The sequence below is a fragment of the Mycobacterium gallinarum genome (assembly GCF_010726765.1).
Taxonomy (GTDB): domain Bacteria; phylum Actinomycetota; class Actinomycetes; order Mycobacteriales; family Mycobacteriaceae; genus Mycobacterium; species Mycobacterium gallinarum.
On the sequence record NZ_AP022601.1, the window covers coordinates 5,826,211 to 5,846,052 of the forward strand.

21 protein-coding genes are annotated in these 19,842 nt (G+C 65.7%); 13 read left to right on the top strand and 8 right to left on the bottom strand.

Annotated elements, in window-relative coordinates; genetic code table 11:
* From G6N42_RS28785 to cofD, 3 genes are read right to left on the bottom strand one after another with little or no spacing between them, the layout of a single operon-like run.
* Positions 1-570, bottom strand: a complete 570-nt coding sequence (locus tag G6N42_RS28785) for an NUDIX hydrolase (RefSeq protein ID WP_163736161.1) — start codon at positions 568-570, stop codon at positions 1-3.
* Positions 567-1,907, bottom strand: a complete 1,341-nt coding sequence (locus G6N42_RS28790; protein ID WP_163736165.1) for a coenzyme F420-0:L-glutamate ligase — start codon at positions 1,905-1,907, stop codon at positions 567-569. The genes G6N42_RS28785 and G6N42_RS28790 overlap by 4 nt, the downstream gene beginning before the upstream one ends.
* Positions 1,904-2,902 carry a 2-phospho-L-lactate transferase gene (gene cofD, locus G6N42_RS28795; protein WP_163738505.1) on the bottom strand — a complete coding sequence of 333 codons (999 nt, stop codon included), beginning with the start codon at positions 2,900-2,902 and terminating at the stop codon, positions 1,904-1,906. The genes G6N42_RS28790 and cofD overlap by 4 nt, the downstream gene beginning before the upstream one ends.
* 296 nt (positions 2,903-3,198) lie before the next feature.
* Between cofD and G6N42_RS31760 the strand changes: the two genes are divergently transcribed.
* On the top strand, positions 3,199-3,615 hold the full coding sequence (locus G6N42_RS31760) for a WhiB family transcriptional regulator (RefSeq protein WP_163736168.1): 417 nt from the start codon (positions 3,199-3,201) through the stop codon (positions 3,613-3,615).
* Between the two features lie 10 nt (positions 3,616-3,625).
* Here the strand turns inward: G6N42_RS31760 and G6N42_RS28805 are convergent, their stop codons facing one another.
* A complete protein-coding gene (locus G6N42_RS28805) occupies positions 3,626-4,048 on the bottom strand; it encodes a metallopeptidase family protein (protein ID WP_163690643.1) in 423 nt (140 codons plus the stop codon).
* 128 nt (positions 4,049-4,176) lie between these two features.
* Here G6N42_RS28805 and G6N42_RS28810 point away from each other — a divergent pair, with 128 nt between their 5' ends.
* The 4 genes from G6N42_RS28810 (at position 4,177) to manA (ending at position 8,415) form a co-directional block, all read left to right on the top strand.
* Positions 4,177-4,596 carry a DUF3499 domain-containing protein gene (locus G6N42_RS28810; RefSeq protein WP_083125002.1) on the top strand — a complete coding sequence of 140 codons (420 nt, stop codon included), beginning with the start codon at positions 4,177-4,179 and terminating at the stop codon, positions 4,594-4,596.
* A gap of 84 nt (positions 4,597-4,680) precedes the next feature.
* Positions 4,681-6,081 carry a phosphomannomutase/phosphoglucomutase gene (locus tag G6N42_RS28815; protein ID WP_163736171.1) on the top strand — a complete coding sequence of 467 codons (1,401 nt, stop codon included), beginning with the start codon at positions 4,681-4,683 and terminating at the stop codon, positions 6,079-6,081.
* Positions 6,078-7,184 (top strand): TobH protein, encoded by a 1,107-nt coding sequence (locus tag G6N42_RS28820; protein WP_163736174.1) that lies wholly within the window; start codon positions 6,078-6,080, stop codon positions 7,182-7,184. The genes G6N42_RS28815 and G6N42_RS28820 overlap by 4 nt, the downstream gene beginning before the upstream one ends.
* A gap of 4 nt (positions 7,185-7,188) precedes the next feature.
* A complete protein-coding gene (gene manA / locus G6N42_RS28825; protein ID WP_163736177.1) occupies positions 7,189-8,415 on the top strand; it encodes a mannose-6-phosphate isomerase, class I in 1,227 nt (408 codons plus the stop codon).
* Between the two features lie 31 nt (positions 8,416-8,446).
* Here manA and G6N42_RS28830 read toward each other — a convergent pair whose 3' ends face one another.
* A complete protein-coding gene (locus G6N42_RS28830) occupies positions 8,447-9,829 on the bottom strand; it encodes an FAD-dependent oxidoreductase (protein ID WP_163736180.1) in 1,383 nt (460 codons plus the stop codon).
* A gap of 52 nt (positions 9,830-9,881) precedes the next feature.
* Here G6N42_RS28830 and G6N42_RS28835 point away from each other — a divergent pair, with 52 nt between their 5' ends.
* Complete coding sequence (locus tag G6N42_RS28835) at positions 9,882-11,363, top strand: amino acid permease (RefSeq protein WP_163736183.1); 1,482 nt, start codon at positions 9,882-9,884, stop codon at positions 11,361-11,363.
* Here G6N42_RS28835 and G6N42_RS28840 read toward each other — a convergent pair.
* Complete coding sequence (locus tag G6N42_RS28840; RefSeq protein ID WP_163736186.1) at positions 11,358-12,431, bottom strand: tetratricopeptide repeat protein; 1,074 nt, start codon at positions 12,429-12,431, stop codon at positions 11,358-11,360. The two genes, G6N42_RS28835 and G6N42_RS28840, sit on opposite strands and share 6 nt — an antisense overlap.
* Positions 12,432-12,545: 114 nt before the next feature.
* On the opposite strand from G6N42_RS28840, the gene G6N42_RS28845 reads away from it, so the two are divergent.
* From G6N42_RS28845 to ahcY, 5 genes are all read left to right on the top strand, one after another.
* The gene (locus G6N42_RS28845; RefSeq protein WP_163736189.1) at positions 12,546-13,775 is read left to right on the top strand and encodes an alkane 1-monooxygenase; all 1,230 of its coding nucleotides are present in this window, start codon (positions 12,546-12,548) and stop codon (positions 13,773-13,775) included.
* Entirely contained in the window at positions 13,775-13,948 is a 174-nt protein-coding gene (locus G6N42_RS28850; protein ID WP_163736192.1) for a rubredoxin, read from the top strand. The genes G6N42_RS28845 and G6N42_RS28850 overlap by 1 nt, the downstream gene beginning before the upstream one ends.
* Complete coding sequence (locus G6N42_RS28855; protein WP_163736194.1) at positions 13,945-14,127, top strand: rubredoxin; 183 nt, start codon at positions 13,945-13,947, stop codon at positions 14,125-14,127. The genes G6N42_RS28850 and G6N42_RS28855 overlap by 4 nt, the downstream gene beginning before the upstream one ends.
* A gap of 28 nt (positions 14,128-14,155) precedes the next feature.
* Positions 14,156-14,806, top strand: a complete 651-nt coding sequence (alkX, locus tag G6N42_RS28860; RefSeq protein ID WP_163736197.1) for a TetR family transcriptional regulator AlkX — start codon at positions 14,156-14,158, stop codon at positions 14,804-14,806.
* 127 nt (positions 14,807-14,933) lie between these two features.
* Positions 14,934-16,391 carry an adenosylhomocysteinase gene (ahcY, locus tag G6N42_RS28865; RefSeq protein ID WP_163736200.1) on the top strand — a complete coding sequence of 486 codons (1,458 nt, stop codon included), beginning with the start codon at positions 14,934-14,936 and terminating at the stop codon, positions 16,389-16,391.
* Between the two features lie 60 nt (positions 16,392-16,451).
* On the opposite strand, the gene G6N42_RS28870 is transcribed toward ahcY, so the two are convergent.
* Positions 16,452-16,817 carry a heme-binding protein gene (locus G6N42_RS28870; RefSeq protein WP_163736203.1) on the bottom strand — a complete coding sequence of 122 codons (366 nt, stop codon included), beginning with the start codon at positions 16,815-16,817 and terminating at the stop codon, positions 16,452-16,454.
* Between the two features lie 223 nt (positions 16,818-17,040).
* On the opposite strand from G6N42_RS28870, the gene G6N42_RS28875 reads away from it, so the two are divergent.
* On the top strand, positions 17,041-18,324 hold the full coding sequence (locus tag G6N42_RS28875; RefSeq protein WP_163736209.1) for a lipase family protein: 1,284 nt from the start codon (positions 17,041-17,043) through the stop codon (positions 18,322-18,324).
* A 13-nt stretch (positions 18,325-18,337) separates the two neighbouring features.
* On the opposite strand, the gene G6N42_RS28880 is transcribed toward G6N42_RS28875, so the two are convergent.
* On the bottom strand, positions 18,338-19,024 hold the full coding sequence (locus G6N42_RS28880; RefSeq protein ID WP_163736238.1) for a DUF899 domain-containing protein: 687 nt from the start codon (positions 19,022-19,024) through the stop codon (positions 18,338-18,340).
* Positions 19,025-19,104: 80 nt separating this feature from the next.
* Between G6N42_RS28880 and G6N42_RS28885 the strand changes: the two genes are divergently transcribed.
* Positions 19,105-19,731 carry a dTMP kinase gene (locus G6N42_RS28885; RefSeq protein WP_163736241.1) on the top strand — a complete coding sequence of 209 codons (627 nt, stop codon included), beginning with the start codon at positions 19,105-19,107 and terminating at the stop codon, positions 19,729-19,731.
* Positions 19,732-19,842 lie beyond the last annotated feature (111 nt).

Below are 19,842 nucleotides of genomic sequence, written 5' to 3' on the forward strand. Positions count from 1 at the left end.
TCAACCGTCGCGGTGCGTGTGCGCGCCGAATTCGCGGATTCGCCGAGCCGCTGCGGCCAACTGGGTGAGGCCGAAGTCGACGTCGTCGGGCAATGAGTCCAGTCGCCACCACCGAAGGTCCAGTGACTCGTCGCTGCGCGCGATTTCCGCGCCTGCGGGCGCACGCACGATGAATTGCATGTCGAGGTGACGGGTCGGCACACCCAGCGAACATGTGACCGGGTGTACGTGCAACGCGGCCAGTACCGGATCGATCTGCAGGCCGTCGATGCCCGACTCCTCGGTGGCCTCCCTCAGCGCCGCGGCGACGATGTCGGGGTCGGATTCCTCGCAGTGCCCGCCCAGTTGCAGCCACCGGCCGAACCGTGGGTGGAGCGTGAGGAGCGCGTGGGTTCCGGTGTGGTCGATCACCAACGCCGAACCGGTCACGTGCCCTGGCTCGCACGACCGCAGGCAGCCGTCGGGGCGCGCGGCCAGGAACGCCAGCACGGCGTGGCGCAGCGAGTCCTGACCGGGATCGGGTGCATGCCATTCGGTCAACGCCTGGACCGCCGACGCGTGCAGGGTCACTTGCGCACCAGCAGATCGTCGGTCGGCACCGGATCGCGTGGTCCCGGCTGCTCAGGCGGGAAACCGATCGCGATGGCACCCAACGGCTCCCAATCGGCCGGCAGGTCGAGCTCGTCGCGCACCAGATCGGCGGCGAAGATCGTGGACCCGATCCAGCAGCTGCCCACACCGCGCACCGCCAGCGCTACCAGCAGGGCCTGCACGGCGGCCCCGACCGCGACGGTGAACATCGTGTGCTCGGCAGCGGTGCGGTCGGCGTCGGGATAACTGTGCGCACCGTCGGGCACCATGAACGGGATGACGAGTTCTGGTGCGTCGTAGAGGATCTGGCCACGACCGAGGCGGCGTTCGACGGCATCGGCTGGTCGGCCATCACCGGTGAGATCGGCGCGCCACTTCTCCTTCATTCGATCCAGAAGTGCCAGTCGCCGGTGCGGGTCCTGTATCCACACGAACCGGACCGGCCGGGTGTGGTGCGGTGCGGGAGCGGTCAGCGCTTCGCCGATCGCGGCCTCGATCAGCTCGGGTGGCACGTCCTGGTCGGTGAAAGTGCGCACCGACCGCCGCAACAACTGGGTCTGACTGCGACCGAGCGCAATGGCCTCCTCGGTGCCCAGCCAGAACAGATCGTCCTCGCCGGCGCGCACCAGGCGACGGGCATTGGACCCGTCATCCGGCAGGGACAACCCGCGTACCACCGCGACCGGGATGTCGGTCAGCTTGCCCTTGACGAGATCGGCCGCCGCGGCGATCTCGTCGGCGACCGCGATCTCGGTGACGATCAACTCGTTGCCGTGCCGATCGCGCGACCCTTCGTAGCCGTGCAGCACGCGCAGTCCCGCTGCGCCGATCGCGACGTCGGTCTGCCCGTTGCGCCACGCACGCCCCATGGTGTCGGTCACCACCACCCCGACGGTGACTCCGAGGTGTTCGCGTAAACCGCTTCGCAACTTCGCGGCGCTGGCATCGGGATCCGTTGGCAGCAAAGCGAGTTCTGCCGAGTCGACATTGGAACCGTCCACCCCGGCCGCTGCCTGCACCAGGCCGATCGCGTTCTCGGTGATCAGTGTTCTGCCCTTACGAGCCAGTACGCGTACGGCTTCGGCGTCGATCAGTTTGCGTCGCAGGATGTCTCGTTGTTCGGCGTCGACGGGTGCATCGACGATTCGGCCCTCGCATTTGGACATCACCTTGCTAGTGACCACGAGGATGTCGTCGTCGCGGAGCCAGGGTGCGGCCGTGGCGATCGCCTCGGCAAGGTCATCTCCTGGACGAAACTCGGGCAGCCCTGGCACGGGCAGGATTTCGACGGCTGCTGCGGATCCGTGTTCGGTCATCGCCGTGGATCCACTTTCAGCCCGGCGACCTCCACTCCGGCGCGCACCATGTCGGCGGTCGTCGCCGGATCCTTCATCAACAGCGGTACGGCGCGCACCTCGACACCGTCGATCTCGGCGCGGTCGCCTTCGTGGACCAGCCAGGCGTCGAGGATGCCGGTGCCGCTGCGCGCCCCGTAGTGGATGCCGACTGCTTCAGAGGTGCTGTCCACACCGATGACAGACAGACATTCGTCGGCCATGCCGCGCAACGGCTTACCGTCGATGATCGGGGAGTAGCCGATGACCCGTGCCGTCGTCGTGCGCAGCGCGCCGCGAATGCCGGGGATGTTCAAGATCGATCCGATGCTCACCACCGGGTTGGACGGGGCGATCAGTACGACGTCGGCGGTTTCGATGGCTTCGACGACGCCGGGACCGGCAGTCGCCGCGTCGGCACCGACGAAGGCGAAACTGTGGGTGGGTACCTGCGCGCGGTATCGCACCCACCATTCCTGGAAGTGGATCGCCTTCTTCTCGCCGTCCTCGGGATCGGTGATCACGACATGGGTTTCGCTGCGGTTGTCGCTCGCGGGTAACAATCGTGCACCGGGTGACCAACGGCCACATAACGCTTCGGTCACCTGTGACAGCGGATAGCCGGCGCGCAACATCTGGCTGCGCACAAGGTGGGTGGCCAGGTCGCGGTCGCCGAGGCCGAACCAGTCGGGCTGCACACCGTAAGCGGCGAGTTCTTGCTTGGCATGCCAGGTTTCGTCGCGATGACCCCACCCGCGTTCGGGATCGATGCCTCCACCCAGCGTGTACATGCAGGTATCGAGGTCCGGGCAGATCCGCACACCGAACATCCATGCGTCGTCGCCGACGTTGACGACGGCGGTCAACTCGTGTGCCGACTTCCCCGAATCCTGGAATTGGCCCAGCCCCAACAGGTGCTGTACTCCGAGCAGGAAGCGGGCGCCGCCTACGCCGCCAACCAGAACCGTGACCTTCACAGTGACCGACACTAGGCCGTCGCGCGCGAGCTGGGGCACGTGGCCGAGGGGTGTGACAGACACGCCGATATTCCGACGCGCCGAATTCCGGTCACGGAATGGTATGAATTTCTGTTCCAACGCTTGACCGCGGCTGCTAGCGCGTGTGTAATCACACCAGTGTCATTTCGCGGTTGGCCAGCCGGTTTCGGTGTCGCAGACCGAGATTCGATCATATGTTCGAATCGGAAATGGCCGCACAGTAAATAGTGGGGCTCAAAGTTACGGATCTACGACATCAGGTGAGGAGGCGGAAAATGTCTTTTGAGTACAGCGATTTCGATCATGCGGTCCGGTTCGACGACCGGCTACTTGGCTCAGTTGACAGCGCGCCGCACACCAATTTTGGACCGGCACCGTTCGAGACGCCTCGGCGTCCCCAGTTGAGTCTGGTGCCCGCCCCGATTGATGTGCCGCCGGTAATCCCGGCTGTGCCGGCAATGCTCACTCCGGAGGACGACCTCTGGCAAGAGAAGGCATTGTGTGCACAAACCGACCCCGAGGCGTTCTTCCCCGAGAAGGGTGGCTCGACTCGTGAGGCCAAGCGCATCTGCCAGGGCTGCGAGGTGCGCGACGCGTGCCTCGACTACGCGCTGGCCCATGACGAACGCTTCGGCATCTGGGGCGGGCTCTCCGAACGTGAGCGCCGTCGCCTCAAACGCGGCGTGATCTAGGCGAGTTTGTTCACTCGTCCTCGATGGTGGGGTCGATAACGGAGGGTTCGACACCCAGATACGTGGCTACTTGTGCCACCAGGACTTCGTGCAACAGCTCCGAGAGTTCGGCGGTGTCTTTCGCCCGCCGTTCGATCGGCTTGCGGAACAACATTATTCGCGCCCGAGTGGCGTTGCCGCGGACATCGACGCCCGCGGGGATCAGCCGGGCCAGGGCGACCGGCCCGTCAGCGATGACCTCGGGCGGCCATTGCACGCTTTCGGGATCCTTGGCCGAGATACGGGGTATTTCGTCGACGGCGATGTCCAGCGTCGACACCCGATCCTGCCACCGGCGTTCGATGGGCTCATACGCCTCGAGCACCGCCATGTCGAACAGTTCGGCGCGGCTGCGCCAGCCCGGCACGGTCGGTGGAAGGAGCGGCCCGCGCATTTCGCGACCGCGGCGTGATCGGTGGTGTCCGCGTTCGGCCACGGAGCGATCGTAACGGTTGAAGATCGACGCTCCGATGGCGCGCGTGTCCGGCGGCTTGCGCCGTTTGCGCACGATAACCTCTCGCTGTGAACGTTCCCCGTCGCTGCTGCCGGCCCGGGTGCCCCCACTATGCGGTCGCGACGCTGACATTCGTCTACTCCGACTCGACGGCAGTCGTCGGCCCGCTGGCCACGGTGTCCGAGCCTCACTCGTGGGATCTCTGCGTCCTGCACGCCGGCCGGATCACCGCGCCTCGCGGATGGGAGCTGGTTCGCCACGCGGGTCCATTGCCGTCGCACCCCGACGAGGACGATCTGGTGGCGCTCGCCGACGCGGTGCGAGAAGGACGCGATATGGCGCCGCCGATCAACGGAGTGGCCGCAGGGTTTTCCGATCCGGTTACCGGTGTGTCCGGCGGCGCGCTGATGGCACCGCCGGCCCGCAGGTCCGAGTCCAACGGGCGCCGACGGGGCCACCTGCGGGTGTTGCCCGACCCACCTGAATAGCAGAGCTTCGGCGAGGGCTAGCGCACATGCCTCTTTCATTCGACGGTTAGGCTGGCGCCAGTAGTCCACGTCACAAGGAGTTGTATGTCCCGGCCTGCCGCGGCTGTCCATAGCGTCATCAAGGCGTATGACGTGCGCGGCCTGGTCGGCGAAGAGATCGACGAGGATTTCGTCCGCGACGTCGGCGGCGCGTTCGCTCGGCTCATGCGCGGTGAGAACGCCACCCAGGTGGCGATCGGCTACGACATGCGGGACAGCTCACCGTCGCTCGCGGACGCATTCGCCGAGGGTGTGGTCGCGCAGGGCCTCGATGTGGTGCGCGTCGGCCTGGCGTCCACCGATCAGCTGTACTTCGCCTCGGGTCTGCTGGACTGTCCGGGCGCAATGTTCACCGCGAGCCACAACCCGGCCGCCTACAACGGCATCAAGCTGTGCCGGGCAGGCGCCAAGCCCGTCGGCAAGGACACCGGGCTGATGGCCATCAGCGAGGACGTGATCGCCGGGATACCGGTCTACGACGGGCCGCGTGGCTCGAAAGCGGACCGCGATGTCCTGACGGACTACGGCGACTTTCTGCGGTCACTGGTCAGCCTGGCCGGGTTGCGGCCGCTGAAGGTCGCCGTCGACGCGGGCAACGGAATGGCGGGCCACACGGCTCCCGCTGTGCTGGGATCGATTGCAGGGATCACGCTCGCTCCGTTGTTCTTCGAACTCGACGGCACGTTCCCGAATCACGAAGCCAATCCTCTGGAGCCGGCGAACCTCGTCGACCTGCAAGCGCATGTGCTGGCCACCGGTGCCGACATCGGGCTGGCGTTCGACGGCGACGCTGACCGCTGCTTCGTGGTCGACGAGCTCGGTAAGCCGGTTTCGCCGTCGGCGGTGACCGCGTTGGTCGCCGCGCGCGAACTCGGTCGCGAGATCGGCGCGACGGTGATTCACAACCTGATCACCTCGAGGGCGGTACCGGAACTCGTGGCTGAACGGGGCGGCACCCCGGTACGGTCGCGCGTCGGACACTCATACATCAAGGCGCTGATGGCCGAAACCGGGGCGATCTTCGGCGGCGAGCATTCAGCGCACTACTACTTCCGCGATTTCTGGGGCGCCGACTCCGGCATGCTGGCGGCGCTGCACGTCATGGCCGCGCTCAGTGAGCAGGACCGGCCGCTGTCCGACCTGATGGCCGACTACCAACGCTACGAAGCGTCGGGCGAGGTCAACTTCACGGTCACCGACGCCGAAGCGTGCATCGACCGGGTGTTGTCCTCCTTCGCGGCCCGCATCCACTCGATTGACCACCTGGACGGAGTGACCGTCGATCTGGGCGACGGATCCTGGTTCAACGTGCGGATGTCCAACACCGAGCCGTTGTTGCGGCTGAACGTCGAGGCGCGGACCACGGAAGAGGTCGACGCGATCGTCGAACAGATCGCGGCACGGATCTCGGCGTCGACTGAGGCGGCATCCGAGGTGCCCAAGTGAACGCCACCCACTCTCTCGTCGATCTCGACGATGCGGAAGGACTGCTGGCCGCCGACCGCGACGGATCGCTGCGCGCGGTCGCGATGGCCGGTGCGCAGGTACGCGCCACCGCCGCGGCGCTCGACGAGGGCGACCTGGATCCGCTGCGAAGCACCGAGCCCCCGCGCACCGTGATCTGGGTGGCCGGTCGCGGAAATGCCGAAGCGGCAGGGTCATTGCTCGCCGCTGCGTTAGGTGGTTCGGTGGCCGCACCGATCGTCGTCGCCCCCGAGGTGCCGCCGTGGATCGGCGCGCTGGACGTGCTGATCGTGGCCGGCGACGATCCCGGCGATCCCGCTTTGGTGGCGGCCGCTGCCACCGGAGTGCGGCGCGGCGCCCGCGTCGTCGTCGTCGCGCCCTACGAGGGACCGTTGCGCGACGCCACTGCGGGACGATCCGTCGCACTGGCCCCGCGGGTGTGGGTGCCCGACGAATTCAGTTTCTCCCGCTATCTGGCCGCCGGCCTGGCGACACTGCACACGGTCGACCAGGGACTCCGGGTCGACCTGGCCGCGCTGGCCGACGAGCTGGACGCAGAAGCGTTGCGCAACAGCGCCGCTCGCGAGCTGCTCACCAATCCCGCGAAGGCGTTGGCCGAGCGTATGTCGGGCGCCGAGGTCGTCATCGCGGGCGACAACGCGGCGACGCTGGTGCTGGCGCGGCACGTCGCGGCCGTGATGTTGCGGGTCGCTCATCGAGCGGTGGCCGCGGTGGGCCTGGCCGAGGCGATGGTGGCGCTGCGCGGCGGAATGGGGGAGGCATCCGGCGCCGATCGCGAGCAGTCGATATTCCATGACGAGCAGATCGACGGTCCGCTGCCGCCACGGGTTCGGACCTTTGTGCTGTCCGTCGACGCCGAGCGAGCCGTGGTCGCGGCCAGGGTCGCCGGGCTGGACGGCGTCGACGTGATCCACGCCGAGGATGTGCCGGAGGCGCTCGAAGGCTCTGACATCGAGCGCCTGCCTGCCGCTCCGACCAGTCCAGGTCGCCTGGAAGAGCAGCTGGCGATGCTGGCTGTTCGGATGGAGATGACGGCCGTCTACCTGAAGCTGGTTCGAGGTTGAGCAAGTGAACTTGCTACGTGGAGCGGTGCGGACCTACGCCTGGGGGTCACGGACCGCGATCGCTGACTTCACCGGAAGGCCAAGCCCGACAATGCATCCGGAGGCCGAGTTGTGGTTCGGGGCTCATCCGGGCGATCCCGCGTGGCTGGAGACCGAAGAGGGTGAACGGTCGCTGCTCGACACGTTGCGCGACGATCCCGAGGGACAGCTCGGGCCTGCTGTGCGCGCCAGATTCGGTGACACGCTTCCGTTCCTGCTCAAGGTGCTCGCGGCCGACGAGCCGCTGTCGCTGCAGGCCCATCCCAGTGCTCGGCAGGCGGCCGAGGGCTTCGCCCGCGAGGACCGATTGGGTCTCCCTGTCAACGCACCCAATCGCAACTACCGCGACCCCAGCCACAAACCCGAAATCCTGGTCGCTCTGGGGGAATTCGAAGCGCTGGCAGGATTCCGGCCCGCCGCGCGCAGCGTCGAGCTGATGCGTGCGCTCGCGGTGACCGAGCTCGACCCGTATGTCGCCCTGCTGGCTGGTCAGCCCGACGAGTTCGGATTGCGGGCTCTGTTCACCACGTGGATCACCGCTCCGCAGCCCGATCTCGACGTGCTGGTGCCCCAGGTGATCGAGGGCGCGATCCACTATGTGCGTTCGGGTGACAAGACATTCGCCGCCGAGGCAAGGACGGTACTCGAACTCGGCGAGCGTTACCCGGGTGACGCAGGTGTGCTGGCCAGCCTGCTGCTCAACCGCATCACCCTGCAGGCCGGCGAAGCCATCTATCTGCCCGCCGGGAACCTCCACGCATATCTGCACGGCGTTGGCCTCGAGGTGATGGCCAACTCCGACAATGTGTTGCGCGGTGGACTCACCCCGAAGCACGTCGACGTGCCCGAACTGCTTCGCGTGCTCGACTTCACCCCTGCCAGTGAGGACTCGATCCGCCCTACGACTACAAGGGACGGAATGGAATTGGTGTACAACACACCGGCTCCGGAGTTCGCGGTGTCAGAGCTGCGCATCGAGGGCGAGCATGTCGGTCACGAGATCGACGCGCCGTGTCGTCATGACGGGCCGCAGATCTTGTTGTGCACCGAGGGGTCGACAGTGGTCTACGCCAAGGGCGACAAGGTCACATTGCAGCGCGGATCCGCCGCGTGGGTGGCGGCCGACGAGGGGCCGATCCGCCTGACCGCCGAGGCCCCGACGAAGCTCTTCAGGGCCACTGTCGGAATCTAGCGGCGCCAACCACGCGAAATGGCGTGTGCCGCTATCGACCGGCGACCAGCTCCTGACCGGGCCTCGAGCGAGCCTGACGCTTCTCGGCAAGGAGCGCCCGCATGTTGTGCCGGATGGTGCGGCCGACCAGGCGCGCCGAGGGCACCATGTACAGGCTGTCGAGCAGGCTGAATCGGCGCAGAAACCACTCGGCCAGAACAGGATCCGTCTCGGCGGCCCCGAGGAACTGGTCGAATAACGCGCCCACCGGCTTGTACCAGAAAGGCACCTTGTCGGTCGTGGTGGCGTCGTGCAGCGCCAGGTCGCCGATCACCGTCATCATCCACACCGGGTACGTCGTCTTGGCCGTGGCTTTCGCGAGTTGGTTTGCGACGTCCGGAACGCCCGACTCGAGGATCTTGCGCAGGTTGCCCGCTTGGATCGCCGTCATCGTCATGCCCTGCCCGAACGTCGGGTTGAAGCTGACGACGGCGTCGCCGAACGGGAAGATGCCGTCGGGGAAGCTTTGCAGCTTGTCGTAGCGACGCCACCGGCTGGTCGGATATTTGTGAAATGCCATCTCGCCGAGCGGGGTGCCCCGCCGTAGCGCGGATGAGAAGTGCTCGGGCAGAATCTCGTCGACCAGGTCGCACATCTGCGCAAAGTCCTGCGGCGGCTCGGCCTTGGCGATACCGAAGGTGGTCACGTTCCAGACGCCGTCTTCGTAGAACAGCGCGCCCACGCCCACCGGATGCTCATGGGACGCACCCGCCACCACAACCTTTTCGGCGACAAGGCCGTCAGGAACCCGCACGCGTTGGCTGGCGTAAGCGATGCCCACGTCGACGGTTTCCTCGCGGGGCCGCGGATAGCCCCACTTTTCCAGCCACACCGGCAGGCGGGTGCCCCGGCCCGTCGCATCGACGACGAGGTCGGCCGACACGACCTCGCCCGAGTTGAGCAGTACGCCGGTGACACGGCGGCGCGCAGCGTCGTAGGTGGCCTCGGTGATCGTCGCCTGCACGATGTCGACGTTCTCGATCGCCATGACGCGACGCCGGATCTGCCACTCCAGCATCGGCCTGCTCGGCACGTATGCGGTGAACTCGTCCTGCAGTCGGTGTGCGGTCCCCAGCACGTGACCTGCGGCGCCGAAGTGGATGCAGTCGGGCCGGTTCTCGAGGATCGGCACGCCGTCGGCGACCATGTCGTCGAGCAGGCCCGGGAAGTGGCTCTCGAATTCCTGAGCTCCCCGTGCCATCAGAAGGTGGACGTGCCTGCCCTGCGGGACGGCCGTCCGGTTGGCCGGGCCGTCCGGCAGTCCGTCGCGCTCGTAGACCGTCACGCGCTCGCTGACATCGGAGAGCACCCGGGCAGCGCACAGGCCTCCCAGGCTCGCTCCGATGACGGCTACGTGTTTATAACTCCGCCCCATTGGGTGGACAGTACTCGGTACATTCCCGAGACGGACCACGGGAGGAACGCCGATGCCGAGGCGAACGAAGTCGGTTGAGCAGTCGATCGCCGACACCGACGAACCGGAAACTCGCCTGCGAAAAGATCTGAACTGGTGGGATCTCACCGTCTTCGGGGTCTCCGTGGTCATCGGCGCCGGCATCTTCACGATCACGGCGTCAACGACGGGAAACATCACCGGCCCTGCGATTTCGATCTCGTTCGTGATCGCCGCGATCGCGTGCGGTCTGGCCGCGCTGTGCTACGCCGAGTTCGCCTCGACGGTGCCGGTGGCCGGCAGCGCCTACACGTTCTCCTATGCGACGTTCGGCGAGTTCGTCGCGTGGATCATCGGCTGGGATCTGATCCTCGAGTTCGCGGTGGCGGCCGCCGTCGTGGCCAAGGGCTGGTCCAGTTATCTGGGCACAGTGTTCGGGTTCGGCGGTGGCACGGCGGATCTGGCTGGGCTGCAGGTGGATTGGGGCGCCCTGCTGATCATCATCTTCGTGACGGTGATCTTGGCGTGGGGCACCAAACTCTCGGCGGAGGTCAGCCTGGCGATCACGGTGATAAAGGTGGCGGTCGTGCTGCTCGTCGTGACCGTCGGCGCGTTCTACATCAAGGCGGAGAACTTCACCCCGTTCGTCCCTCCCGCGCAGGCCGGCGAAGGTGGTTCCGGCACCGAGCAGTCGCTGTTCTCCCTGCTGACCGGCGCCGGGGGTAGTACGTATGGCTGGTACGGCGTGCTGGCCGGTGCGTCCATCGTGTTCTTCGCGTTCATCGGCTTCGACATCGTCGCCACCACGGCGGAGGAAACCAAGAATCCGCAGCGTGACGTGTCGCGCGGCATCCTTGCGTCCCTGGCGATCGTCACCGTCCTCTACGTCGCGGTGGCCATCGTGATCTCGGGCATGGTGAGCTACACCGAGTTGCGCGAGGCAGGTGAAAAGGCCAACCTCGCAACCGCATTCGCCGCCAACGGTATCGACTGGGCGGCGAAGATCATCTCGATCGGCGCGCTGGCGGGCCTCACCACCGTGGTGATCGTGCTGGTGCTGGGACAGACCCGTGTGCTGTTCGCGATGTCGCGCGACGGGCTGTTGCCGCGGTCGCTGGCCAAGACCGGAAAGCACGGCACGCCGGTGCGGATCACCCTGATCGTCGGTGCGCTGGTGGCGGTGACGGCAACGGTGTTTCCGATCGGAAAGCTCGAGGAGATGGTCAACATCGGCACGCTCTTCGCATTCGTGCTGGTGTCCGCCGGGGTGATCGTCCTGCGTCGCACCCGCCCGGATCTCGAACGCGGCTTCCGCGCGCCGGGCGTGCCGTTGCTGCCTATCGCGGCGATCATCGCGTGCGTCTGGCTGATGCTCAACCTCACGGCGCTGACCTGGATCCGGTTCCTCATCTGGATGGCCGTCGGCGTCCTCATCTATTTCATCTACGGGCGCAGGCACTCGCTCCTCGGCAAGCGGGAGTCCGTATCGGCACGGTCAGAAGAACCGTCGTCATAGCCGTTCTGCCTCCTGTTTGACGGCCGACGCATCCATGCGCCGACCCACGCCGTATAGCGCGACAGCGTGGTCTTTGAGCGCCTCGGCGAGATCTGTGCGGGCCGTTCGATCGGCGGCGGCGAGTTCGCGGTAGATGCCGACAGCTTCGCCGCCCGGGGCGACGGCCTCGTCGAAACGTTCGAGCATCGTCAGCTGGTATCCCCTGTTGTGCAGTGCCATCGCCAAGTCCGGTAGACCTGACTCGGGGTCGGCTGCGGCTTGGATCCGGAACAGATCGACGGCCTCAGCCGCCGGGGCCAGCGCCTCGTCGTAGCGGCCCAATTCACTGAGTTCGTAGGACAACAGATAGAGCGCGTGTGCCAACTCCATGTCGAAGGCGCCTGAGCTCTGTTCGGTCAGTTCACGAAAGAGTTCGACGGCGGCGCCTGCGGTTTCGCGAGCCTCCGCGTGCTTGTCGTCGTCGGACAATGTGTCGGCGGTCTCGTACAGTGCCACGGCCAGTTCCGGGGCGAACAAATCGGGGATGGTCAAGCCGTTTCGGTCGTGGTATGTCAATGTGTCGCGGACCGCCTCCAGCGCGGCATCGAGGCGGCCGAGGTCCATCAGCACCCACGCCCGCGTCGCCAGCGCCTGCCCCACGGCGGGATTGAACTCGCTGGGAAGCGACGGGCTGAGCCGACTGAATTGGTCGAGAGCCGCGTCGACCGCTTCGAGCGCCTCTGAGAACCTGCCCTGATTCGCCAGTCCGCCCGCCTGGTTGGTCAAAGCGAGGCCGACGTACGGGGCGTATCGGCCCGGGTCGGCGTCGGTGAGCTGGCGGTACAGGCGCAGCGCTTCAACCTGAACAGCGACGGTGTCTTGGGCCGCGTCGACGTTTTCGAGCGCGCCGCCCAGGTTGGTCAGCGCAACCGCGAGCGCGAAGGTGTACTCGCCGGGGTCGGCGGCGGCCAATTCACGGTACTGAGCGACAGCGGCTTCGCAGGCCGCGAGGGCCTCGGCGGCGAGACCCGCGTCAGCCAATTCATGCGAGCGGTCTTCGAGCGCTTTCGCCTTGTGCGGATCAGCCATGGCAGGTCACAGGGTAGCCGCAAGCACGTCGATCTGCTTTACAAAATACCTATCCGTGTCTAGACAGAGGACAAAATTGGCTCTATAGTCAACCGCAGTCGTGATGGCACTCACATGAGGAGGCACCCCGTGACCATGCAGATGTCCGAGCAAGAGATCGCACAGTGGCGCGACAAGAAGCGCTACCTGTGGTTGATGGGGCTGATCGCCCCGACCGCACTGTTTGTCGTGATGCCGCTGGTATGGGCGTTCAACCAATGGGGCTGGCACGGCGCGGCGCAGGTGCCGTTCTGGATCGGCCCGATCCTGCTGTACATCCTGTTGCCCGCCCTGGATCTGCGGTTCGGACCCGACGGTCAAAACCCGCCCGACGAGGTGATGGAGCGACTCGAGAACGACAAGTACTACCGCTACTGCACCTACATCTACATTCCGTTCCAGTACGCCAGCGTCATCTTCGGCGCGTACTTGTTCACGGCCTCGAATCTGAGCTGGCTGGGATTCGACGGTGGCCTGAGCTGGCCGGCCAAGATCGGCCTTGCGTTGTCGGTGGGCATGCTCGGAGGGGTGGGTATCAACACCGCACACGAAATGGGCCACAAGAAGGACGAATTGGAACGCTGGCTGGCGAAAGTCACGCTGGCCCAGACGCTTTACGGCCACTTCTACATCGAGCACAACCGGGGTCACCACGTTCGCGTCGCCACTCCGGAAGATCCCGCGTCGGCTCGCTTCGGTGAGACGTTCTGGGAGTTCCTGCCGCGCAGTGTGTGGGGGAGCGCGAAGTCCTCGTGGGAGTTGGAGGCCAAGCGGCTCGAGCGTGCAGGCAAGAGCAAGTGGCACTGGTCCAACGATGTGCTCAACGCCTGGGCGATGTCGGTGGTGTTCTACGGCGTGCTGATCGCGGTGTTCGGCGTGGCCCTGATTCCGTACATCCTCATTTCCGCGGTGTTCGGGTTCACGCTGCTGGAGACGGTGAACTACCTCGAGCACTACGGGCTGCTGCGGCAGAAGACCGAAAGCGGTCGATATGAACGGTGCGCACCGGTGCACAGCTGGAACTCCGACCACATCGTGACCAACCTGTTCCTCTATCACCTGCAGCGGCACAGCGATCACCACGCCAACCCGACGCGTCGCTATCAGACGCTGCGCAGCATGGAGGGGGCGCCGAACCTGCCCAGCGGCTACGCATCGATGATTGCGCTGACGTACTTCCCGCCGCTGTGGCGCAAGGTGATGGATCACCGCGTGCTGGACCATTACGACGGCGACATCAGCCGGGTCAATGTGCACCCTCGCGTCCGCGACAAGGTGCTCGCGCGGTATGGGACGACGGTCTGATGGCCGCCTACCGCTGCCCCGGTTGCGACTACGTCTACGACGAGGCGAAAGGTGCTCCGCGGGAGGGGTTTCCGGCGGGCACGGCGTTCAGCGACATCCCCGAGGACTGGTGCTGCCCCGACTGTGCAGTACGCGAGAAGGTCGACTTCGAAACGATAGGAGCAACGAAATGAGTGACTTCAAGCTGTTCATCTGCGTGCAGTGTGGATTCGAGTACGACGAGGCGAAGGGTTGGCCGGAGGACGGCATTGCCCCCGGAACGCGTTGGGACGACATCCCCGACGACTGGAGCTGCCCGGACTGCGGGGCCGCGAAGTCCGACTTCGAGATGGTGGAGGTGGCACGTTCGTGACTGTGGCCAGGCGAGCGAAGCGACGGGAATGACTAGTGTCGCGAGGGTGAGAAGCTCTCGCGACCGCCGGACCGCGCAGCGCATCCCGTACGCCGAAGCGTCGAGGGTGTTGCTGCGCGATTCGATTCTGGACGGCATGCGCGAGGAACTGCTCAGCCGTGATTGGTCGGCGATCACGCTGTCGCACGTCGCCAAAGCCGCGGGCATCAGCCGCCAGACCATCTACAACGAGTTCGGCTCGCGGCAAGGTCTGGCGCAGGCGTACGCGCTGCGCCTGGCCGACCGGCTCGTCGACCAGATCGAGGACGCGATTGTCGGCAACGAGGGCGACGTGCGCGCGGCCTTCGTCCAGGGCTTTCGCGACTTTTTCACCGAAACGGCCGCCGATCCGCTGGTGATCTCGCTGCTGACCGGTGACTTCAAACCCGATCTGCTTCAGCTCATCACCACGGACAGCGGTCCGATCATCATGCACTGCTCTCAGCGACTCACTGCGACGTTCGTCGACAGCTGGGTCGGGTGCAGTGATGAGGACGCGGGAGTGCTGGCGCGGGCGATCGTCCGCCTCGCCATGAGCTACGTGTCGATGCCGCCCGAGGCTAATCATGATGTCGCGTCTGACCTGGCCCGTTTGATGACGCCGTTCGCCGAACGCTACGGTGTTGGGGATACCTCTTAGCTGTCAGAGCGCCCTCGTCGTTTCACATGCACGAGCGCCTGTCCCGCGAGCCCGCAGGCTGAGGGGTTGGCTGGGCACATCTGTGCCCCCAGAGGCAAAGACGAACGAAGAAGGGCTCTAGAAATCCATGACTGAATTGAAGGTCGACGTCCGCAACGGCATCGATTACAAGGTTGCTGACCTGTCGCTGGCCGAGTTCGGCCGCAAGGAAATCCGGTTGGCCGAGCACGAGATGCCCGGCCTGATGGCGCTTCGCCGCGAGTACCACGATGTGCAGCCGCTCAAGGGTGCGCGCATCTCGGGCTCGCTGCACATGACGGTCCAGACCGCCGTGCTGATCGAGACCCTGGTCGCGCTCGGCGCCGAGGTGCGGTGGGCGTCGTGCAACATCTTCTCCACCCAGGACCACGCGGCGGCGGCCGTCGTCGTCGGACCGAACGGGACCGAGGAGGAGCCCAAGGGCACCCCGGTCTTCGCCTGGAAGGGCGAGACGCTCGAGGAGTATTGGTGGGCCGCAGAGCAGATGCTCACCTGGGAGGGTGAGCCCGCCAACATGATTCTCGACGACGGCGGCGACGCGACCATGCTGGTGCTGCGCGGCGCGCAGTACGAGAAGGCCGGGGTCGTGCCTCCCGCCGAGGACGACGACTCCGCCGAGTGGAAGGTGTTCCTCAACCTGGTGCGGACTCGCTTCGAGACCGAGAAGGACAAGTGGACCAAGATCGCCGAGGCGGTCAAGGGTGTCACCGAGGAGACCACCACCGGTGTGCTGCGCCTGTACCAGTTCGAGGCGGCCGGTGATCTTCCGTTCCCCGCGATCAACGTCAACGACTCGGTGACCAAGTCCAAGTTCGACAACAAGTACGGCACCCGGCACTCGCTGATCGACGGCATCAACCGCGGCACCGACGTGCTGATCGGCGGCAAGGCTGCCCTGGTCTGTGGCTACGGCGACGTGGGTAAGGGCTGCGCCGAGGCCCTCAAGGCTCAGGGCGCCCGAGTCGCGGTCACCGAGATCGACCCGATCAACGCGCTGCAGGCGTTGATGGATGGCTTCGAGGTCAAGTCTGTCGAAGAAGCGATCGGCTGGGCGGACATCGTCATCACGGCGACCGGCAATCAGGACATCATCACGCTCGACCACATGAGGGCGATGAAGCACCAGGCGATCCTCGGCAACATCGGTCACTTCGACGACGAGATCCAGATGGCCGCCCTCGAGAAGTCCGGTGCCAGGCGCGTCAACATCAAGCCGCAGGTCGACGAGTGGAGCTTCGACGACGGCAAGTCGATCATCGTGCTGTCCGAGGGTCGGCTGCTGAACCTGGGGAACGCGACGGGTCACCCGTCGTTCGTGATGAGCAACAGCTTCTCCAACCAGGTGATCGCGCAGATCGAGCTGTGGACCAAGAACGACGAGTACGACAATGCGGTGTACCGCTTGGCCAAGCACCTCGACGAGAAGGTGGCGCGCATCCACGTCGAGGCGCTCGGCGGCACGCTGACCAAGCTCACCAAGGAGCAGGCGGAATACATCGGCGTGGACGTCGAAGGCCCGTACAAGCCGGAGCACTACCGCTACTGAGATTCACTCGCTAAAGCAAAGCCCCTGACACATTTGTGTCAGGGGCTTTGCTCTGCGCGGTCAGGGATTCACGATCGAACCGCAGTGATTCTTGATGTCCGTCAACGGTTGTCGGATGCCGGTCATCTCCGCCTTCTCCTGCGGATGAGTCTCCATGTAGGTCGTGACGTGCTCGGCGACCTGTTCGCGTGACAGGCCAGAAAGCGTGCTCATGAAGCCATTCAGGTCGGGGTGAGTGAACAGATAGGCCGACGTGGACGCATCCACCCCTGCACGGACACCTTCGAGGTCGGCCGTGGTGCAGCTAGGCGGGTTCATCCCGTTGTCCGCCTGCGCGATGGGAGATACGCCAAGCAGTGCGGCGCACGAAGCCGCGCCGGCGAACAGGGGAATCGCCAGCCGGCGTGCGGTCTGAACGTTGAGCATCGGAAACTCCTCATGTCTTACGGACGTACGACTGTCTGTCGCCAGTCTCGGGTTTGCCTCATGCCGGTGCATGGCTTCCCAAGGCCTTGCACAGGAAACCGGCAGCGGGCGCACATGTGCCCCGTCCGCGGCCAAACCGAACTCATTGGCTTGCAGGTCTTGCCGTCGGCCATACCGATTCTGTTACGGTCCCTGTGTGCGCTGGGGGGTCGGAGTAGTCGCCATGCTCATTGCTCTCACAGCGTCTTTCGTGCCGTACGCGCACGCCGACGATCCGACCATTGACGACCATCACCCGTACTTCAATGAAGACGAGTATCAGGCCTTCTATACGCCCCCGGTGCCGTTACCGCCCGGACAGCCGGGCGATCTGATCCGTACCGAGCCGTCGCGATTGGTGCTGGAACCGTCGGGCGAGCTGGGCATGATCATGGCCAACGGGACGCGAATCATGTACCGCAGCACCGATGCTCGCGGAAATCCGATGGCGGTGACGGGCACCTACTTTGAGCCCCACAACGCCTGGCCGGGCAAGGGCCCTCGTCCGCTGATCGTGTACGGCCCCGGCACCCAGGGGCAGGGCGACCAATGCGCGCCGTCGCGGCAGTTCAATCAGGGCATCCACTGGTCGCCGTGGCTGGACCTGGCGTTCAACTACGAGGAGTTGTTCGTCTCGACGATGGTGGCGCGAGGCTTCGCAATCGTCATGACCGATTACCAGGGTCTCGGCACACCTGGACTGCACACCTACGTGAACAGGGTCGCTGAAGCGAACGCGATGCTCGACGCCGGCCGCGCAGCCATGCGGCTGCCAGGTACGTCGCTGGATCCACATGGCCCCGTTGCCTTTTGGGGCTACTCGCAGGGCGGTGGCGCAGCGGCAGCAGCTGCCGAGTTGGCGTCGTCGTATGCGCCGGACCTCCATGTCGTGGGGACGTACGCGGGCGCGCCGCCCGCCGATCTGAAGGAACTGTTCCCGTACGCGGACGGCAGCGCGCTCGTCGGCGTGGTCGGATACGCGTTGAACTCCGTCATCACCACCTATCCGGAGTTCGAGCAGACCATCCGGGCGAAGATGACGCCGCGGGGAGCGGACCTGCTGTACAAGGTGCAGGACCAGTGCATCGCGGAGACGATCACGAAGTTCATGTTTCGGCATCTGCAGCCGTACTTCAACGAGGACATCTTCGAGCTCGTCAAGCAGGAACCGTTCACCACACTGTTCGAGATGCAGAAGATCGGCAAGTACAAACCCAATGCGCCGGTGATGATCTTGAGTAATCGCTTTGACCCGTTGGTGCCGTGGGGGCCCGCCAGACAGCTGGGTATCGACTGGTGTGCCCAAGGTGCGGATGTGCAGTTCTGGACGAACGAGCAGCCACCGTTTCTCAACAAGCTTGTGGTGAACCACGCGCTGCCGATGCTGGTGGACGGCGAGCGCGCGATGCAGTGGATTGCCGACCGATTCAACGGGTTACCGACGACGCCGAACTGCGGCCGGTTCTAGTGCGTCCGCGGTGCTACGTGTCGTACTCGTCGCGCTTGCGTGGCCAATCGGAGAAGTCGTCACCGCGGCCCTTCGGCGCACGGTCGAGCAACTGCCACGTCGCGTTCAACGCCTCGGTGCCGCGGTCGTAGGTCGAATACGTGTGGAAGACGGTGTCGTCCTGCAGCGCGAAGCAGCTCAGCGCCATCAGCTCCATCACGTCGAGCATGCTGCCGCCGCCCGGGCCGGGATCGCGCCGCGGCGTCGGAACATACATGTGCTCGAAGAAGTCGACGTCGAAGTCGCTGCCACCGGTCGACACCCACTCCACGTCCCAGCCCATCCGCTCCTTGTATGCGGTGAGGACCGGCAGCGGCGAGCGCGACGCGAGCAGAAACGTCACATCCCGGCGCGCCAGATGCGGCGCGGCACCGACCAGGTTGTCTGTTTCGAACGTGCACCCCGGGCAACCCTCAGGCGTCTTGGGCCCGTGCATGAAGTGCCGCACGATCAACTGCGACCGGCCGTCGAACAACTCGGCGAGCGTGCGCTGGCCGGCCGTCGTGTCGAACACGTACTCCTTGTCGACCGGCACCCACGGCAGTTGTTGCCGCGCCCGCGCAAGCTCGGTCGCGCGACGCGTCAGCTCCTTCTCGTCGGCCAGCTGCCGCTCATAGGCGGCGCGCCACTGTTCGCGCGTCCCGACCGCGTGCGTTGTCATCGCGTCATTCTCCTCGCCTCCGATGGGTCTTCGTGGAATAGACCGTCAGCCGCGTCGAAACTCACCGTTACGCTCGCTGCGTGCTCATCGTGATCGAAGGTGTCGACGGCGCCGGCAAGCGCACACTGACCAACGGTCTGCGCGCCGCGTTCGAGGGCGCCCGAAAGACCGTCACCACCCTGGCCTTTCCGCGCTACCACGAATCGATCACCGCCGACCTCGCCGCCGAGGCCCTGCACGGCGCCCACGGCGACCTCGCCGAGTCGGTGCATGCGATGGCCGTGCTGTTCGCCCTCGACCGTGCCGGCGCCAAAGCCGAGATCGCTCGACGCGCCGACGCCTACGACGTGGTGATCCTCGACCGCTACGTCGCCTCCAACGCGGCCTACAGCGCCGCCCGGTTGCACCAGGGCGCCGACGGTGAGGTCGTCGAATGGGTGCGCGACCTCGAGTACGGCCGCCTCGAGCTGCCACAGCCCGACGCTCAGATTCTGCTGGCGGTGCCGATCGAGCTCGCCGCAGCACGCGCCGACCACCGGGCTCGCGAGGAAGCCGACCGCGCGAAGGACGCCTACGAGCGCGACGACGGCCTCCAGCGCCGCACCGGCGAGGTCTACGCCGAGCTGGCCGCCGCGAACTGGTGTGGACAGTGGAAGATCGTCCCTCCGGAAGTCGACGCCGCGAAGCTGGCCGCAGAGCTGTCGTAACGGGCGCACGCACCTCGCGGAGTGTGCGCTCAGATCGCGAATCCGCCCCCGATCACGCCCAATCGCGATCTGAATGCACACCAGAGCCGGTCAACACGCAAAACGCGCGTG

Coding starts and splice junctions, on each gene's coding strand:
- G6N42_RS28790 (WP_163736165.1), bottom strand. CDS start 1,907: ATGACCGAACACGGATCCGCAGCAGCCGTCGAAATCCTGCCCGTGCCA.
- G6N42_RS31760 (WP_163736168.1), top strand. CDS start 3,199: ATGTCTTTTGAGTACAGCGATTTCGATCATGCGGTCCGGTTCGACGAC.
- G6N42_RS28805 (WP_163690643.1), bottom strand. CDS start 4,048: ATGCGCGGGCCGCTCCTTCCACCGACCGTGCCGGGCTGGCGCAGCCGC.
- G6N42_RS28815 (WP_163736171.1), top strand. CDS start 4,681: ATGTCCCGGCCTGCCGCGGCTGTCCATAGCGTCATCAAGGCGTATGAC.
- G6N42_RS28830 (WP_163736180.1), bottom strand. CDS start 9,829: ATGGGGCGGAGTTATAAACACGTAGCCGTCATCGGAGCGAGCCTGGGA.
- G6N42_RS28835 (WP_163736183.1), top strand. CDS start 9,882: ATGCCGAGGCGAACGAAGTCGGTTGAGCAGTCGATCGCCGACACCGAC.
- G6N42_RS28840 (WP_163736186.1), bottom strand. CDS start 12,431: ATGGCTGATCCGCACAAGGCGAAAGCGCTCGAAGACCGCTCGCATGAA.
- G6N42_RS28845 (WP_163736189.1), top strand. CDS start 12,546: ATGAGGAGGCACCCCGTGACCATGCAGATGTCCGAGCAAGAGATCGCA.
- G6N42_RS28850 (WP_163736192.1), top strand. CDS start 13,775: ATGGCCGCCTACCGCTGCCCCGGTTGCGACTACGTCTACGACGAGGCG.
- G6N42_RS28855 (WP_163736194.1), top strand. CDS start 13,945: ATGAGTGACTTCAAGCTGTTCATCTGCGTGCAGTGTGGATTCGAGTAC.
- alkX (WP_163736197.1), top strand. CDS start 14,156: ATGACTAGTGTCGCGAGGGTGAGAAGCTCTCGCGACCGCCGGACCGCG.
- ahcY (WP_163736200.1), top strand. CDS start 14,934: ATGACTGAATTGAAGGTCGACGTCCGCAACGGCATCGATTACAAGGTT.
- G6N42_RS28870 (WP_163736203.1), bottom strand. CDS start 16,817: ATGCTCAACGTTCAGACCGCACGCCGGCTGGCGATTCCCCTGTTCGCC.
- G6N42_RS28875 (WP_163736209.1), top strand. CDS start 17,041: ATGCTCATTGCTCTCACAGCGTCTTTCGTGCCGTACGCGCACGCCGAC.
- G6N42_RS28880 (WP_163736238.1), bottom strand. CDS start 19,024: ATGACAACGCACGCGGTCGGGACGCGCGAACAGTGGCGCGCCGCCTAT.